A 17,023-nucleotide genomic window follows, 5' to 3' on the forward strand; every position below is an offset into this window, starting at 1 on the left:
TGTCCGGCATCAGGCGCCGATGACGCCGGCCGCGGGGATGTCCTCCGGCAGAAGCAGGACGAGATCGTCCATCGACGGATCCTCGATCGTGCGGGTGCGGCGGGCGTGGTTGGCGATCGCGGCGTCCATGACCTGTCGCGCGTATCGGCCGTTGCCGAATGACGCGGTGCGGTCGACGGCCGTGAAGTGCCCGCGCAGAGCGGCGACGGTCGAGCCCGTGCACTCGTAGCCCGAGCTGGTCGCGTGCTGGTTCACGATCGTCACCAGCTCGTCGGGCGTGTAGTTCGCGAACCTCACACGGTGCGAGAAGCGCGAGTCCAGGCCCGGGTTGGTCGCGAGGAACTGGTCCATCTCGCGCTCGTAGCCCGCCGCGATGACGACGACCTCGTCGCGGTGGTCCTCCATGAGCTTGACGAGCGTGTCCACCGACTCCTTTCCGAAGTCCGCACCGTTGCCCCCGCCCGACGCCAGCGTGTAGGCCTCGTCGATGAACAGCACGCCGCCGCGTGCGCGGTCGAACGCCTCGGTCGTCCTCCGGGCCGTGTGCCCCACGTACTCGCCGACGAGGTCGGCGCGCGACACCTCGGTGACCTGGCCCTGCGCCAGTACCCCGAGCGCCGTGAGAAGAGAGCCGTAGAGACGCGCGACCGTCGTCTTGCCCGTGCCGGGAGGACCCGCGAAGATCAGGTGCCTGCTGAGAGAGGGCGCGGGCAGCCCCGCCGCCTGCCTGCGGCGCGCCGACGTCAGGAGGTCGACCATCCCCTGCACCTCGGTCTTGACGTCGTCGAGCCCGACCAGCTCGCGCAGCGTTCCGAGCAGCTGCTCGACGCGTTCCTCGTCGACGCGGCCGACGCCGGCGCCGATCGCGGATCCGGGCAGCGGGCCCAGGTCGTTCGGCACGAGGCGCGTGAGGGTGAGCGCGTCCACCTCCGTGAGGCTGCCGAGCCGATAGGCCTGACGCCCGAGCATCTCCTCGAACACCTTCCGCGCCGTGCGGCCGTTGCCGAAGGTCTCATCGCGGGGCAGCTTGGTGAAGTAGTCGTGCAGCGCCGCGCGTGTTTCGAACTCGAGGCTGTAGTGGTTCACCCGGCACAGCCCCTCGACGATGGTCACCATCTCGGCGGAGGAGTAATCGGCGAACTCGACCGTCCGGGAGAAGCGCGACGACAGACCGGGGTTGGCGGCCATGAACGTGCGCATGTCGTTGGTGTACCCCGCGACGATGACCACGACGTCGTCGCGATGGTCCTCCATGAGCTTGACGAGCGTGTCGATCGCCTCGCCTCCGAAGTCGTTGCTCGAGCCGCTGTCCTTGGACAGGGCGTACGCCTCGTCGATGAAGAGGACGCCTCCGAGCGCCTTACCGAACATCTCCGCCGTCTTGATCGCGGTGCCGCCGATGACGGCCGCGACGAGGTCGGGGCGCGCGACCTCGATGAGCTGGCCGGTCCGCAGGATGCCGAGCGCGGCGAGGATCCGCCCGTACAGTCGCGCGACGGTCGTCTTACCCGTCCCCGGCGAACCGGCGAACACCAGATGCCGCGAGATGGGAGGCGAAGGCAGGCCCGCCTCGGCGCGGCGTTCGGCCATCTGATGCATGCGCACGAGCGTCTCGACCTGGCGCTTCACGCTGTCGAGCCCGACGAGCTCGTCCAACTCCGCGAGCAGGCGATCGAGCTCGCTCGCCCCGTCCGGGCGGTCGTCGGCATCGGCAGCTGCCGCCGGCTCCGCCGTGGAACGCCGCTCCACCGCCGTCACCTCGGACTCGTGCCCGTCGTCACCGACCGGCGGTTCCTCGAGCTCGACATCGGCGTCGGGATCGACGTGGACCGCGTCGCCGGCGACGTCTCGCAAGCGAGTCCGTCGAAGTGCACCCGTCGACGAGCCGTGCCACACCGCGCCCTGCCGCCCGCCGCGCAGGGAGCCGCCTTCGAGCACGAGCCGGGCCGTGTCCCGCGCGATCGCTCCGGCGACCTCGGGCTCGACGATGCGCACGTCCGTCAGCGCTGCGGTCGCTTCGTCCGACGCGATCACGCCCGTCCCGGCCGGACGGGAGATCGTGGAGTCGACGAGGGTGACCGACGCGGAGTCCGCCACGACGACGGCATCGTGCCCGGCACCGCGCAGCTCGCACGCCCTCGCGGTCAGCTGCGCACGTTCGACGAGGTGCAGGGCGTGGGTCGCGCCGTCGTGGATGCCGACCCCGGACAGGTCGATGACCGCGTCGGCCATGCCGACGACGCCCTGGCCGCGGGGATTGCGGATCGTGACGTCCGCCAGGGTCGCGGAGCCCCCGGAGGTGACGAGCACCCCGATGCCGCCGCCGGCCACGATGACCGTGCCGGTGGCATCCAGGCTCGCTCCGCCTTCAACCGTCATCGCGGCGCCGGTGACATCGGCGATCCGGCCGCGTGCGACCGTCAGCTGCCCGCCGTCGGCGACCAGCAGACCGCCGGACGCCGACGCGATGACGACGTCGACGATGTGCGCGGAGCTCGGGCCTCGCACGACCAGGGCCGTCGTCGCGATGTCGTGGAGCCTGCCGCCGGTGATCTCCGACCGGCCGCCCTCGAAGACGAGCACACCGGCACCGGCGTCGTTCGCGACGCGGGTGTCGTGCAGTGACAACTGAGCGTCGGCCCGTACCACGAGCGCGACCTCCGTCGACGCCTCGACGGTGCAATCGTCCAACGACAGCGTCCCGGAGGCCACGTCGACGGCCACGTCGCCGTCGGTCCGGGCGAGGGTGAGGCCGGACATCCGCGCCTCCGCCGTGCTGCAGACCGCGGGACCGTCGATGCCCTCGATGCGGACCTCGCCGGCATCCCCGACGCCCGACAGCGATACGGAACGGTCGACGAGCAGCGACTCGCGGTACAGACCCGGGCGGATCGAGATGACGTCGCCGTCCTCGGCGGAGGCGAGGGCCGACGCGATGGACGGATGACAATCGGGGAGGTCGGCGGCAACGGTGAGCACGGTGCGTTCCCGTGCGGTCAGTCGAGAGGCCATGTCGTGCCCTTCCAGGCGTCGGGGCGGATCGCCGCCGAGAGGCGCCGCCAGGTCTTCGCGTTCACGGGGAGAGGCGGGCCCGCGGTGCGCAGATGCCGCACCAGCTCCGCATCGGGCGCGATCCAGTACCTCTCCAAAAAGTACGCGCAGGCGTCGCTCCAGACCCAGACGCCGTCCGAGCGGAGCGAGGCGGGCACGGCCGCGTCCAGGTCGCCCACGTGGTCGCGCAGCTTCTGGGCGGCGTGCAGGATGACGGCGCCGGAGCGCAGCAGTCCCAGCACGTCTTCGCGCTCGACCGGGTCGACGATCACGGGGTGCTCGGGCGCGAACCACGGGTCGCCGTCGTGCTGACCGTCGAAGACCCGCGCGATCACCGTCAGCGGCGACGGCCGCAGACGACGCGCGACCCGGCCGACGAGGCCGCCCGGGGTGCCGCGGCCCGACGGACGTCTCTCGTCCGAGGTGTGCTCGTCCATCGTCCCCGCTCCTCACGCTGCCGACGGCAGATCGCCGAGCCAACGGTCGTCGGTGTGCGCACGCAGGTCGCCGCGCGCCTCCGCCGCCGAACGGAGCCTCGCGAGCGCCGGTTCGGTCCCGGTCCCCTCCTCGGCGAGGAGCACCCGGTCAGCGGGACCGCCGACGCCCTCCAGCACGCGCAGGCGGATGCCGGCGGGCAGCGCGATGTCCTCCGCCCCTGTCGCACCGTGCAGCACGCGGTCGAGCCGACGACCGCTCGTGGTCCAGATCAGCGCCTCGGCCGGACCGGTCGCCGGGCCGTCGGCGGCCGCGGCGACAAGCGGCATCCGCAGCCGGAGGACGTCACCCGGCGCGGCACCGGCGGCGGACGGGATGCCACGGACGACAACCGTCCGAGCGGTGGGCAGCATCGCGAGTCCCTCCGCGAGGCAGATGTGGAAGTCGAGGTCGTACTCGGCGTGCGGCTCCGCGGCGAAGATCCGCACGAGTGAGAGGCCCGTCAGCATGGCGGAGCGGTCGCCGGTGGCGGCTCGCATGCCGGGCTGCTGTGCGAGCAGGTGCGACACCGTGCGACTGGCGATGTCGTACCGCGGACCGAGCGCCGTCCGCACGCTGTGCCGCTGCTCGGCGGTCGAGCGGACGTCGACGGGGACTTCGAGCAGACGGCGCGGGAGGACGACGGCGGACGGTTCGCCGGACGGGGCCGGCCCGCGCTCCGACATCGATGAGGCAGGAAAGGATGTCGCGTCGACCGGGTCGACGCCCGTCTCCTCGGGCACGAGCGCGCTCAGCGAAGCGGGGGCGGTCGGCTGCGCAGACGGAGTCGCCCGTTCAGGCGCTGTCGACCGTGCGGGCGCGGTCGTCTGCGCGGGCGCCGTCGTCGTCGGTTGCGGTGTACCGGGCGCGGTGGGCGCCACAGCGGACGGGGACACCCCGGCCACGGGGTCGTGCGCGGCGGTCCGCCGTTGCTCGGTGGAGACGCGCCCCGTCCGAGAGACGGGGCCGGGCGCGGGGGTGAGCGTCGATCCCTGCAGGGCACGGGTCAGGCCCGCACGCGGGGGGTCTCCGACCGGCGGGGTCGCCGGGGCGGGGGCGGGCTGGACGGGGGCGGCAGCGGGAGTGGCGGCGGCCGAGGCGGGCGTGGCCGGGGCGGGGGCAGCGGGAGTGGCGGCGGCCGAGACGGACGCGGCCGGCGTGGGGGCCGGGGCGGCCGACGGTGTGGCGGCGTCGGAGGACGCCCGCGGGTGCTCCGCGGCGGGCGCGGACGACGCGGCCGCCGCCGGCGCGGCACTCGACCGGGGCGTGGACGATTCGTGAGCGCCGGACCCCACGTCGGAGACGGAGAGAGCACCGGGCTCGGGCGGAGTAGGCGACGACCGGTTCGCGTCAGCGTGCTCGCCCTCGAGGGCAGCCGCGGCCGACGCGCCACGGGCTCGACGGCCGACCGTCCGCTCTCTCGAGGGTCGGGTCTCGCCTTCGCCGCCCACGACGGCGACGACCGTGACCGGGCTCCCCGGCGATCGCGGCTCCTCGCCCCCCGAGGGGAGGGCGCCGTCCGTGGCGCCGGGGCGGGCCCACCCGCCGACCAGGTGTCCCGAAGGATCGGACGACGACGTCACCGCGTCCATGCGCCCGGTGGGTCCGACGGCCGTCTCGTCGACGGAGACCGCTCCGTCTGCCTCGGGGGTGTCGCCGCTGGCATCCCTCGTCGCGGCGACGAGCCTGCCGTCCGGGGTCAACGCGAGCGCCTCGATGGGCGCCCACCGGCCGGGATACGCGTCGCGGACGACGCGCCGGGCGGTGGCGTCGAGCGGGTGGATCACGACGTTTCCGAGGCGCTCGAGGCGAGCGAGAAGGGGAGCGAGCAACCGCGGGAGACCCCTCGGTCGCCGCGCGCCGTCGCACTGCAGGGAGATGCTCAGCGCATCGCCGACCACGGCTGCGGTGCCGGGCTCGACGAGCCGCTCCCCCGCCGGAGCCACCAGCAGCCCCGTCGGGACGATGTGCACCTGCCAGTCCGCGCTCGCTCGGCGCCGCGCCCGCGCTCTTTCGTCGAAGCGGTAACCGCCGGCGGACGCGGGCACGAGACCGGGCGGCGTCTCCCAGCGTTCGAGGCACACGGATCCGTCGGGGGCGCACACGCTCTCGATCGCGAACGTCGGCGGCGTGGTCGTCTCGTCGCCGTCGAGTCGGACAGACGTCCCGTCGATCTCGACGCCGTGGGCGATGCGGAGCGGTTGCCCCAGCGTCGCCGCAAGGTCGCGCACGGTGGTGACGTCGAGGCTGCCGGGACCGTAGCCGACGAGCACCACCGCCGACCGCACCTCCTCGGGCAGCGTCCGCAGCACCGCCTCCAGCCGCTCCTGGCGCGGCGCCGGCTCCGCCGGGCTGCCCACGACGACGAGCAACCGCCCGTCCTTGACCGCAATGCCCGCGAGTCGGACGGCGTGGCGCGACTCAGCCCCCGCGGTCACCCAGAGTCCGGCGGGGATGTGCGCGGTCCCGGGCAGGTTCGCGGGGAGGTGCTGCTGCCACCTCGGGGCCGGGTAGCGCCGTCCGGTGGGAACGCGCGCGCCCTGGGGACTCCGGGTGATCCAGCCGTCCCCCCTCCCGACGGAGAACAGCGTGCCCGGGCACGGAAGGAAACGTCCCTCCGGCGCGACGACAGGAACACCGAGCACACGGGCCAGCCGAGCGCTGCCGGCCTCCGCGCCGTCCGCTCCGTCTCGGGCGAATCCGTCGGACGGGACGACGACGGTGCCGTCGAGGTGGGGCCGCACCGCATCGACGATCTCGGGCGCGGCCTCCCGCAGCGAGTTCTGCAGAGCGGGTGTCGCCAACAGGTAGCGCGCGGCTCGCAGCGGGGGCAGGCCATCGAGGAGGGACGCTGTCCCGGCGTCGCCCGGGGCGGCGACGACGATTCCAAAACCCGTCCGTTCCACGGTGATCGACGACACGGCATCCCCTTCCCTCATCTCGACCACGGGCGAGGAGGCGCGCAGGGTTCATCTGGTCGTGGCACTCCCGGCTGGTGCGCTCATTCCCGCGAGCGCGTCGTCGAAGAAGGCCTGGGCGTCGAAGACCGAACCGTCGCCGGTGGTCGTGCCATCGGGAAGCAGGACGCCGTCGTCCTCGTGCTCGTCCTCTTCCTCGGGCACGTACCCCGACATCGGCGCGTCGGGGATCCACATCGCGCGCGGCTGAGGTGCATCGCGGAGGTCGCCCGGCGACGGGAGGAAAGCCTGGGCGGCGGGTGACGGAAGATCCGGGATGCCATCGACCGGAGCCGACGAGGGCGGTGGAGGCGCTACGGGGAACGGTGTCGTGGCGCGGGGCCGCGGCGGTGCGGGACGGGAGGGCGGCTCGTCGACCTCGGGCTCTGCCGCCGTGACGTACTCCGCGTCGGACGGCTGCTCGCTCGGGGCTGTCGCGTATTCGGAGTCGGTGTCGTCGACCGGGGCAGTCCGCGGCGGACCGCCGGGTCCGGGCGGCGTCGGCGCACCCGAGATGACCGGGGCCGGGACAGCTGGGGCCGGGACGCCCGGGACGCCCAGGATCGGCGGAACCGACGGGACCGACGCATCGTCGGGGACGGAGGTCGACTCGCGGTCGTCGTCGCCGTCGTCCGAGCCCCAGCCGACGTCGGACTCGTCGTCGGCCTCGTAGCCGTCGTCATCGCGCGCGGAGCTGTCGTCCTCGGCATCCGTCTGAGCGTCCTCGGCGGCCGTCTCGTCGTCGTGCCGGCGCTGGTCCTCGTCGTGCCGGCGCTGTCTCTCCTCGAGTTCGTTCCGCTCGGCCTCGGCCTTCCGCTTCGCCTCCGCGTCCGCCTCGGCCGTGCGCTCCGCCTCCGCCTTGCGCTTCTCCTCGGCTTCGCGACGCTCGCGCTCCTCCTCGGCCTTGCGCTCCGCCTCCTGACGCTCGCGCTTCTGCTCGGCTTCGCGACGCTCACGCTCCTCCGCAGCCTTGCGCTCCGCCTCCGCCTTGCGCTCCTCCTCGGCCTTGCGCTTCTCCTCGGCCTCCCGACGCTCGCGCTCCTGCTCGGCCTTCCGCTCCGCCTCGGCCTTGCGCTCCTCCTCGGCCCTGCGCTTCGCGTCCCCCTCTCGACGCTCGCGCTCCTCGTCGGCCTTCCGCTCCGCCTCCGCCTCGCGACGCTCGCGCTCCTCGTCGGCCCTGCGCTTCGTCTCCGCCTCTCGACGCTGACGCTCCTCGTCGACTTTCCGCTTCTCCTCCGCCTTCGCCGTGGCCCTGCGATCCTCCTGGGCCCGACGTTCCCGCTCGACCCGATCCTCCGCGTCTCGCGCCCGCCCCCGGGCCGCCTCACGCGCGTCGCGAGCCTCGTCTTCACGCGCCGCCGCCGTGGCGGCCTCGCGCGCAGCGTCGGCGTCACGGGCCGCGTCGCCCGTGAGGTCGGCGGGCACCGCGAGATCGAGGGCGCCCAGCTGCTGCTCCCATACCTGCAGCACGACGGGCACGTCGATCTCGTCCGGTCGCCGCTCGCCGTCGCTGCTCACGATGGTCGAGGTCCCCGCATCCACCTTCAACCGCAGGTGCGCGTCGACGATGAACGACCGGCCCTTGTGCGTGATCTTCTCGGAGGTCTTGACGTCCTCCCCCTGTTCGCCCGTCCGACTCGAAGACACCTTCCACGACGGCGTGAACCCCCCGAAAGCGAAGCCGCCGTCGGTCTCGCCGAACATGCCGAACTGCAGGGTCGCGCCCGTCTCGTGCGCCTGCTTGCGCCCGGCTGCCGTACCGGTGCCGAGGTCGATCGAGTGCTTCAGCGTCGTCTCCGGCGCGGTCGTGTCCAACCGGATCGACGGCGCCACGAGCGCGCCGGAGACCGAGACGTGGGACCGGACGTCGCGGAAGGCGCCGCGGCGGGCGATGAGGTCGTCGGAGCGGAACGTCTCGCCCGAGACGATCCGCGGGAGCGCGGCGAAGAGCGAGCCGTCCGAGATCGACACGCGCAGCGCCTCGTCGTAGACGTCGCCCGGCCGCTCCGCACCGAGCGACCCGAGTCGCGCGTGCACGGCAGCCCGGATGGCGTCGCCTCCCGTGTGGTCCCACCGCACGGGTCGCCAGGCTCCCGCCGCCGGCAGGCGGAACTGCTTCGCGCTCGGCGCGGGCGGCGCGGACGCAATCGCCTCCGGCGAGTTCTGCGGCTCGAGGATGTCGAGAGAACCCGCGAACGACAGCGGGGGAAGGGTCTGATCCGTTCCCTCGGTGATGCTGCGCGGCAGCATCGCGTCGATGGCACCGCTGACGTGCTCGTGGATCCTGACGTTCACATCGAAGGTGACGGGGATGTGATGCTGCTCCAGTGCTTCGTGCTCGGCGGTGACGGTCACCGTCGGCGACACCGGCTCGGACGCACTCTTGTCCCATCGACGGTTGAACACGGTCACGTCGTGCTGCGGGGCGATCTCCGCGCCCGGGTGGTCGATGTCGGCATCCGCTCGCGTGTTGAAACCGATTCGGCCGTCGGCACCGACGTCGACGGCGTGGAAGCTGCTGCGCTTGCCGGCGACGCCGTGCGACCGGTCCGTCGACAGCTTCTCCCCCGTCAGGGTCGTCCGATTCTCGGCATCCGTCGGATCCGGTCGGTGAGCGACGGTGACCTCGATCGTCGCGGTGCGCTGGCTGAACGAGCCTCCCGGGAGCGGGATCGTGACCCGGTTGGGTCCGACGATCGCATCGCGGAGGAACCCGGAGCCCGGCGCCTCGGTGAGCAGACGACGAACCTCGGCGGCGATGAGTCCGCGATCCGCGTCGCCGACGCCACGCGGCCGCCAGGTGGCATCCATGGAGTCGAGGTCCTGCGCCGAGACCGTGCTGTGCCCGACGACGGCGTCGGAGTCGTCGCGGTACGGAGCGAGGGGGTCCCGGGTCGTCGGTGCGCTCGGGGCGTTCGTCGACACGGCCCCATCACCGCGCGACGGCTGCGCGCGAGGCAGGGGGGTCATCTCGTAGCCGTCCAGACTCCCCACGGGAGGAATCGATGCCGCCGTGCTCGGGCCGGCCGACGCTGTCGTGCTCGGCCCCGCCGGCGCCCCGGTGTCCACCGGTGCGGGCGACGGGGCGGTCGGTCCCGACGTCGTGGCCGCGGGCGTGTGCGCGCTCAGTGCGGGCGGCAGGGCGACGCCGTGCGCGAGCAGCAGCTTCGCGGCCTCGGCAGCGGGCAGCTCGACGTCCACGGACGCCGGCTCGTAGCGGGTGTACGACGGGTTGGCGAACCCCCGACGCCACCGCCACCGGCGCAGCTCCAGGGTGGGTGCGTAGGTGCGTTCGGCGTCGAAGCGGACGACGACGGTCTCCCCCGTCCGGCTGCGCTCCGTCGATCTACCGGTCGACAGGCTGTGGTCGGCGGACCGCCCGTAGGTGTACCCCGCCTTGAGCCCCGCCTGCATGACGAACCGGTTCTTCGAGCCCGGCACCACCGCACGCAGCATCGCGTCGCCGCCGAAGCCGACGTTCCACTCCCGCGATGTCCCGACGCTCCGGTCCTCCCCCGAGCCGCGCGTCAGCGTCCGGTCCTGCCGGGAGGTGACGAACGTCGGGTTGCCCAGGCGCTGCGTCACCTCGACCGAGCCGCGCAGGTCGCCGAGCTTGCCGGTGAGCGTCATGTCGCCGGTCGACACGCTGCGACCGCCGAGCCCGGCGTTCGCGATCGTGCGGAGTCCGGCGTCGGAGGCGAGCGCCGCGACGGCCGACGCCGTGACCTCGCCCGGCTTGGTGAAGGGCGATCGCGTGAGGGCGTGGGTGCGGGTCGTGGTGCCGAAGGTCAGCGGGCCCCAGCTCGAGAAGTTGCCGCTGCCCCAGATGCGGCGGTGTCGCGCGCCGGGCCCGCGGGTGAGGTCGCCGCGCTTGGAGAGGGCGGCCTCGAGCACGTCGGCGTGCACCTCGTGCCCGTGGATGCGCTCGACCTTGGCGAAGGGGCCGAGAGCCGCGACGTCGACCGCGCGGAAGGCGCTGTCGTGAACCGCCCCCACGAGGGTGCGTCCGCCCGCGGAGGTCGGCGCGCCGCCGTCCAGCTGGGGACGACGCACGACGACCCCGCTCACCGGGATCGACCGGCCGGCATTCGGCGTCTCCGCGCGGTGCCGGCTGCTCGCCGGACCGCTTCCGAGAAGCCTTCCGCCCGCGAGGGCGCGCTGGAAGACGTTCGCATCCGCGGTCGACTCGTGCACCACTCTCAGGGTCGTGCGGGTGGGATGGTACGCCGCGGGCGTGTCACCGGACGCCGCGCGCGTCTCCTTCAGGGCCTGGGATGCCGAGCTCTTGACCGAACGCTGGTGCCCGGCGGACACCTGGGCGGAGGCCCGACCCCAATCCGGGCCGAGTGCGCTCGTCGCCGGAGCCCCGGACGCGGCGAGCAGAAGCCCCCCGAAGGTGAAGCGCTGACCGCGCTTGGAGTCCACCGTCATCTCGCGCTTGCTCGCGAGGGACTCCTCGCGCTTGGACGGGACGCTGGCGGTGGTGTCGTCCGCGTCGGTGAGCGCGATGTCGGCCCGCACCGTGACACGGTGCGTCCGGCCGCCCTCCTGCCAGGTGATGGTCGCCCCGCCGGTGGCGGCGTCGTGCAGTGAGGCCTTGCCGGCGTCTCCGTCGAACCGCCCCGCAACGGCACCGGCGCCTTTCTCCGACAGCCCGAGTCCCGTCGAGATCTGGTCCGCCAGATCCGGGGGCGCCGAGACGAAGGAGTCCTTCGACGGATCGAAGGTGGTGTCGGTGCCCGGCGTCACGGACGGTGTGTTTCTGTTGGCGGGGGCGACGGCATCCGGCATCCACAGCCCGCGCGCCGCGGCGTCGGCGATCGGCACCGAGAACGTCGTGCGCACCTCGACCGGCTGCGGAGCGCCGCGACCCGACGCCACCCGGACCGTGCGGGAGAGGGCGTAGACGGCCAGCTTGTCGTCGTCGCTGCGGGAGCTGGAGTGCTTCAGCTCCTTCGAACCGCCGTACTGGCCGCTCAGCGTCACGGTCAGGCCGCCGCCGGTGCGGAAGAAGCTGCGCACGCGCCCGCGCGCACCGATCGTGGCGTTCAGTTCGTTGTTCTTCGACCAGCCCGAGGAGAAGGCGGTGCTGCTCCCGGTCTTGCTCGACCCCGCGGACACTCCGCGGAAGGTGACCTGCGGCGCTCCGGCATCCACCGAGAACGTCAGGGAGTCGCCCTTCGCCGTCGCCTCGCCCGAGGCCGTGAGCAGGCTCGTGAGCGCATCGACGTCTCTCTGCGACGTCGGACGGACCGCGGCGGTGTCGAGATGGGTGACACGCTGGGGACGGATGCCGCGGAGGTCGGCGCTTCGCGCGTCGGCGGGCGCGCCGGGCGCGCGTCCGCGCTGCGGGGTCGCATGGGGCACGGTGTGCTCCAGCTCGGGCATCGACAGGCTCATGTCGACGCGGAGGGGCGTCGTCCTGGCGTCCGTCGTGAGCGTCAGCGACACCGTGGCGTGCGCGGGTGTCGGTGCGGTCGCCGGGGTCGCCGTGTCGCTGAGCGTCGTCTTGATGCCGAGGTCGGAGCCCGTACCGGCGCCCAGGCCCAAGGTCACGGCGGGGTACCCGGGCCCGAAGCCCGCGGCCACCGTCACCTGCCCTGCCAGCTGATGGGAGGTGCTCAGGGACTCCTTCGCCCCGAGTTCCACGTTCTGCGTGCGCGAGAAGACGTCCTCGGCCTGCGCCTCGGGCTTGGCGGCGGCGGGAGCGTCGTCGGTCGCCACCGGTTTCGCCGACGGAGCCGTCGGTGTCACGGCCGGCATGAGCACGTCGGTGCGGTGCACCACGGCTGTGCGCCCGTCGACCGTGATGACCCCGGAAGCGAGCACGTCGCGCCATGCGGCGGCGACCTCCGCCGCCGTCGACTCGTCTCGCAGTCCCAGGGAACGGGAGACGCGTTCGGGGCGCACGCGCAGGTGACGGGCGACCTGCCTCCGTAGGTCGCGCGGGTCACCGATGGCAGAGACGGGCAGCGGTTGACCCTGGAGGATCTCGTTCGCCGGGTACTGCCTGTCGGGTAGCTGATGCTCGCCGTCGGCGATGCGCTCGATCGCCCAGAGGTGCCGCGGATACACCGTTGCGCCGCCGCGATGGACCGCATCGCCCATGATCCCGGTGTCGCTGTTCACGCCGCTGCGCGTGGGGTCCTGCAGCAGAACGCGCCGCGTGTCGACCGACTCGTCGGCGAGGCCGAGGAAATGCAGCAGCTCGTGCGTCAACACCGCACCGGATTCGTCCGTCCGCCACGTCCGCTGGTCCGTGGCGGTGACCGGCTGCCCGTCCGGCCCCCGGCCGGTCGTCCCCACCTCGTCGACACCGGCGACGACCCGCACGGTGGCGTGCGCGGTGGCGGCGGTGGGGGTGAACTCGACGTCGAGATGCATCTGATCGCCGCTGGGAAGCCGATATCCGCGATTGACGATGGCCGTCACGCTCGCCCGGGCGCGGTCCTGCGCGGCGGTGACTTCGGCGTCGGTGACGCCCGTCCCTCGCACCAGGTGCACGCGCACGGTGTAGACCTGGATCGCCCGACCGTCGGGGACGATGACGCGCGCTCGGTCGTAGGCGATGCGTCCCTCGAAGCGGTCGAGCCGCCCCGTCCGGCCATCGGCGCGCACGTCGAAAGCGGTCTGGTCGACGCGTTGCGGCGTCGCGGACGCCAGCCGGGGGCGCCAGTCCGACTCGCGGAGGGGGTTCGAGGGGTCCGACCACGTCGCCGTCGCAGCGGGCGCGTGCCGCCAGCCCTCGTCGCTCGCGGCGGACCGTCGCGGATCCGGTGCCGGAGGCTGCGGAGTCGGGCGGCGGCGGGTCCGCGAGGGGCCCGCGGTCGCCGCGGCGGGCGTCCGCGGCGCGCGATTCGGCAGCGGAGGCGGCGGGGGCGGAGAGGAGGGTGTCGGCGCCGCCGGGCCCTCCGACGACGCAGGCGTCGCCGCCGGGGGGCGTGCCGACGAGGAAGACGCGACCACGGGCACCGCCGGGCGCGTGCTCGCCGGCCCGGGTCCCGGCTGCGGGGTGCCGCCCGCGTCCTGCCGCGCCGCTTTCGGCTGCCTCGAAGCCGTACCGGCGGCCGCGCGCGCCGGCGTGACGCGCGCCGGCGTCGGGGCCGACGCCGGCGAAGACGCCGGGAGGGCAGACGGCAGCGCGGTCGGCGCCGGGGCCGTGCGGACGGCGACGACGTCGTCGGCCGCGCGGACGACGGGACGGTCGCCGGCGCCTTCGGCTGCGGGGCTCCCAATGCCGCGTTCGTCGGGGCGGTGTGCCGTGCCGGTGCGACCGTTCCCGAGGTGGGCGCCGGTGCGTCCACGCGCGGCGTGGCCGTCGGCGCGAGGGCCGGCCCTCCCGAAGCGATGCCTGCCGAACCGTCGGCCGCCTCCGCGCGACCCGGACGGGGATCGGATGCCGTCGCCTCACCCGGCGAGCCGTTCGGGGCCACCGCCGGATCCGCCGCGGAAACGGGCGCGGGGTCTCCCGCGGGCCGTGCGCGCCCAGGAGCCACCGCGGACGAAGCCGCCGGCGACGCATCGGCCGTCTCCCGCCCATCTGCTGGGGAATCCCCCGCGCGGCGGTCGGGCCCGACCTCATCGACCGTCGGACGCGACGTGTCCGACCCGCCGTCGGACGACAGGGGTGCGTCGGTGTGCGGGCGATCACCGTCGTGCGGTGTCCCCCGCTGCGCACCGTCCGCTGCCGGGCCGGGGGCCGGATCGGACCGGGTGGACGGGTCGGGCGTCGCCGTGGCGGAGGGCGTCGCGGTGTCAGCCCCCGGGTCCGGCGTCGTCGACGGGCCGGCCGTTCCTGGGCCTGTCGCCGCGGGCCCCGGCGTCGCCGTCTCCGTCGGCGCCGGGCCGGGCGTCCCCACGGGTCCGGGGCTCGAGTTGACCGGTGCCGGATCGGGCGTCACGACGGGTCGAGGCGTCGACGCGTCGGACGTCGCCTGCCCGGGCGTCGTCGTGTCCGCCGGCGCCGCGTTCGAAGGCGCCGGGTCCGAGGGCGCCGGGTTCGAAGGCGCCGTGTTCGAAGGCGCCGCGTCGGGAGTGGCACCCGGCTCGGGCATTGCGCCTTCGGCCTGTCCCGGTGTCGGCGTCCGCACGGGTCCCGGTGTCGATGCATCGGCCGGCGTCGGGTCGGAGGTCGCCGTGTCAGACGTCTCCGGTGCGGGCGTCGACGCGTCCGCCGGCGCCGGCGCCGGGGTCACCTGGGGTCGAGGCGCCACCGCATCGGGCGTCGCCGGCCCGGGCGTCGCTGCCGGCTCAGAGGTGGGCTGGTCCGGCTCCGGCGTCGAGACGGGTGTCTCCGCAGAGCCCGGCGTGGACGCGCCGGACGGCGACGGCCCGGGAGTCGTCGCGTCCGCGGGCGCCGTGTCCGAAGGCTCCGCACCGGGGGTAGCCCCCGGGTTGACCGTCGCCGGATCCGCCTGTCCTGGCGCCGGGGTCACCGCGGGTCCCGGCGTCGACCCGTCGACCGGCGCCGTGTCGGGAGTCGCTGCGTGCGCAGGCGGCGGGCCTGGCGTCACGACAGGGGCGGGCGTCTCGGCAGGATCGGGCTCGGTCACCTCGGCGATCGTCTCGCCGGGCGCGGCCGCGTCGGCCGGTGCCGGGACGGGCGTCTCGGCGACCGCCTCGCCGCGCCCCGGAGCGCCCGACGTCGCGGGGCCGGCTGCCGCGTCCGCCGGACCGGTCGTGTCCGTCGCCGCTGGGTTCGGCGTCGCCGCAGGACCCGGCGTCCCCGCGGAATCCGGCGTCGCCGCAGAGCCGGGCGTCACCGCGTCCGAGGGGCGAGCGGGAGCCGGCCGTGCATCGACACCGGAGGCCGTCGCCGAGTCGGGCGGCGCCGTCGGACCGGTCGCCGTCTCGCCGTCATCGCCCGACGGACCTCCACCGGGCGTCGCGCGCGGATCGGTCGGCGCTCCGGGCCGGTCGGAGCTCCCGGGGTCCGCCGTCGCCTCCTGACCGGCGCCCGGCGTCGCGGGCGGACCGACCGGATCCGGTGCCGACGAGGGCTGTCCGAAGGGCGCGGATGCCACGGAGCGCGAAGCGGCCGAATCGGTCTGTGCCGCCGCCCCCATCGAGGACTCGGCGTGCGGCCGTTCCCCCCGCGGCGCGGGCGGCATCGTCGCCCCGGAGGGGGGCTGAGTCCCGGGAGAGCTCTGCCCGCGTTCCGGTGCCGCCGCGGCACGGTCGGGGTCGGCTGACGGGCCACCGACCGCGTCGCTCGCCGGGCGTCTGCCCGGCCCCGTGCCCACGCCCGCGACGGGCGTCGCCGCCGGACCCGGGGCTCGTCCCACACCCGTGCCCGAGCCCGAGGCGGGGTTCGTCATCGGCCCCGCGGAGGAACTCGCTGCGCCGCCTTCGGACATCGCGCCGGATCGATCATCCGCGCTCGTCCCCTCACCCGTGGCATCCCCGCCGTCCTGGGCGGACCCGCCGCCGAGGTGGAATCCGGCTGCCTCGCCGAGACCGGTGCCGATGCTCGACGACGCCGCCGACATCACTCCGCCGGCGCTGACATCGAACCCCTGTCCCTGAATGGCGTTGTACGTGCCCTCCGTCATCACCTCGACGAACGCCTCGCCGGCGAAGTCTGTGACGATGCCCTGACCGGTCTCTCGCCAGCCGTGCGGCCGTGGCCCCGCTCCCGTCGCCGAGGGCATCGGTGACGGCCCCGAGCCGCCCGGCGTCGGGGTGGGCGGCGTCGGGCTGGGCGCCGGACTCGGGCTCGGCGTCGGACGCGGGGTCGGCGTCGGACCCCCGCTCGGGCTCGGCACGGCGTCGAGAGCATCGCCGCCCACCCCCTTACCCGGTCCGGGCACGGCGATGTCCCCGGCGCCCTTGCCGAGGCCCTTGCCGATCGCCGCGCCACCGACGATGACGGCGCCGCCGAACATGCCCGCGAGAGCGCCGCCCGCCGCTGCACCGGAGGTCTTGTCACCGTCCCAGTCGGTGCGATTGCCCTCCGCCATCTGCGCGAGCTGCGCGACCGCGTCGATGGCGACCTCGCTCAGGACGTTGAACGCCGCCCCTTTCGCGATCTCGGCGAGGAGCTTGCGCAGCACCGTACGGAACAGGATGGAGTACATCGCCTTGCGCGCGGCGAGCCAGGCCATCGACGACCCGAACGACGGCACCGCCATGGCGATCGCCCAGGCGATCTCGGCGATGAGCGCGATCAGGGCGCCGATCAGGGTGTACTTCGTGTACTCGACGTCGAGCGCGAGCTTGCTGAGGAACTGCGAGCTCGAGAGCATCGATTCGGCGACCTCCCGCAGCGCGTCGCCCTCGGTGAGCGAGACGATGTACTGGTCGTACGCGTCGCGGCTTCTGCCGGTGAAGCCACGCTGCGTCGCCATCAGATCGCGGCGCAGGTCGCCGTCGAGATCGCTGAGCTCGCGAGCGGCCAGCTGCCAGCCTCGCGCGAGGTCGCGCAGCTGGTCCTCGTTCGCCATCGGGAAGCGCTCCCCCGCGAGCACGAGGAAGAGATTCGCGGCCTCGTTGCTGACCATGAGCGCCATCGCGTCCCCCTTCCTCGATCGCCCGGCGGACGT

The 17,023-nt window shown here is 74.2% G+C and carries 5 protein-coding genes and 1 pseudogene; 1 reads left to right on the forward strand and 5 read right to left on the reverse strand.

The features are described from left to right. Positions 1-9 precede the first annotated feature (9 nt). Genes NE358_RS11100 through NE358_RS11115 form a run of 4 tightly spaced genes read right to left on the reverse strand, consistent with a single transcriptional unit; the run spans position 10 to position 13,100 of the window. Positions 10-3,012 carry an AAA family ATPase gene (locus NE358_RS11100; protein WP_289938479.1) on the reverse strand — a complete coding sequence of 1,001 codons (3,003 nt, stop codon included), beginning with the start codon at positions 3,010-3,012 and terminating at the stop codon, positions 10-12. Then, entirely contained in the window at positions 2,997-3,488 is a 492-nt protein-coding gene (locus NE358_RS11105) for a hypothetical protein (protein WP_103206322.1), read from the reverse strand. The genes NE358_RS11100 and NE358_RS11105 overlap by 16 nt, the downstream gene beginning before the upstream one ends. A 12-nt stretch (positions 3,489-3,500) precedes the next feature. Further along, on the reverse strand, positions 3,501-6,446 hold the full coding sequence (locus tag NE358_RS11110) for a hypothetical protein (RefSeq protein WP_499317817.1): 2,946 nt from the start codon (positions 6,444-6,446) through the stop codon (positions 3,501-3,503). 48 nt (positions 6,447-6,494) lie between these two features. Beyond that, positions 6,495-13,100 carry a hypothetical protein gene (locus NE358_RS11115; protein WP_289938484.1) on the reverse strand — a complete coding sequence of 2,202 codons (6,606 nt, stop codon included), beginning with the start codon at positions 13,098-13,100 and terminating at the stop codon, positions 6,495-6,497. A 1,095-nt stretch (positions 13,101-14,195) separates the two neighbouring features. Here NE358_RS11115 and NE358_RS11120 point away from each other — a divergent pair. After that, the gene (locus NE358_RS11120) at positions 14,196-15,431 is read left to right on the forward strand and encodes a hypothetical protein (RefSeq protein WP_499318584.1); all 1,236 of its coding nucleotides are present in this window, start codon (positions 14,196-14,198) and stop codon (positions 15,429-15,431) included. Positions 15,432-16,585: 1,154 nt separating this feature from the next. Here NE358_RS11120 and NE358_RS11125 read toward each other — a convergent pair. Beyond that, positions 16,586-16,990: pseudogene (locus NE358_RS11125) on the reverse strand (WXG100-like domain-containing protein); the annotation flags it as partial. Positions 16,991-17,023 lie beyond the last annotated feature (33 nt).

It is taken from the genome of Sphingomonas sp. G5 (assembly GCF_052660795.1).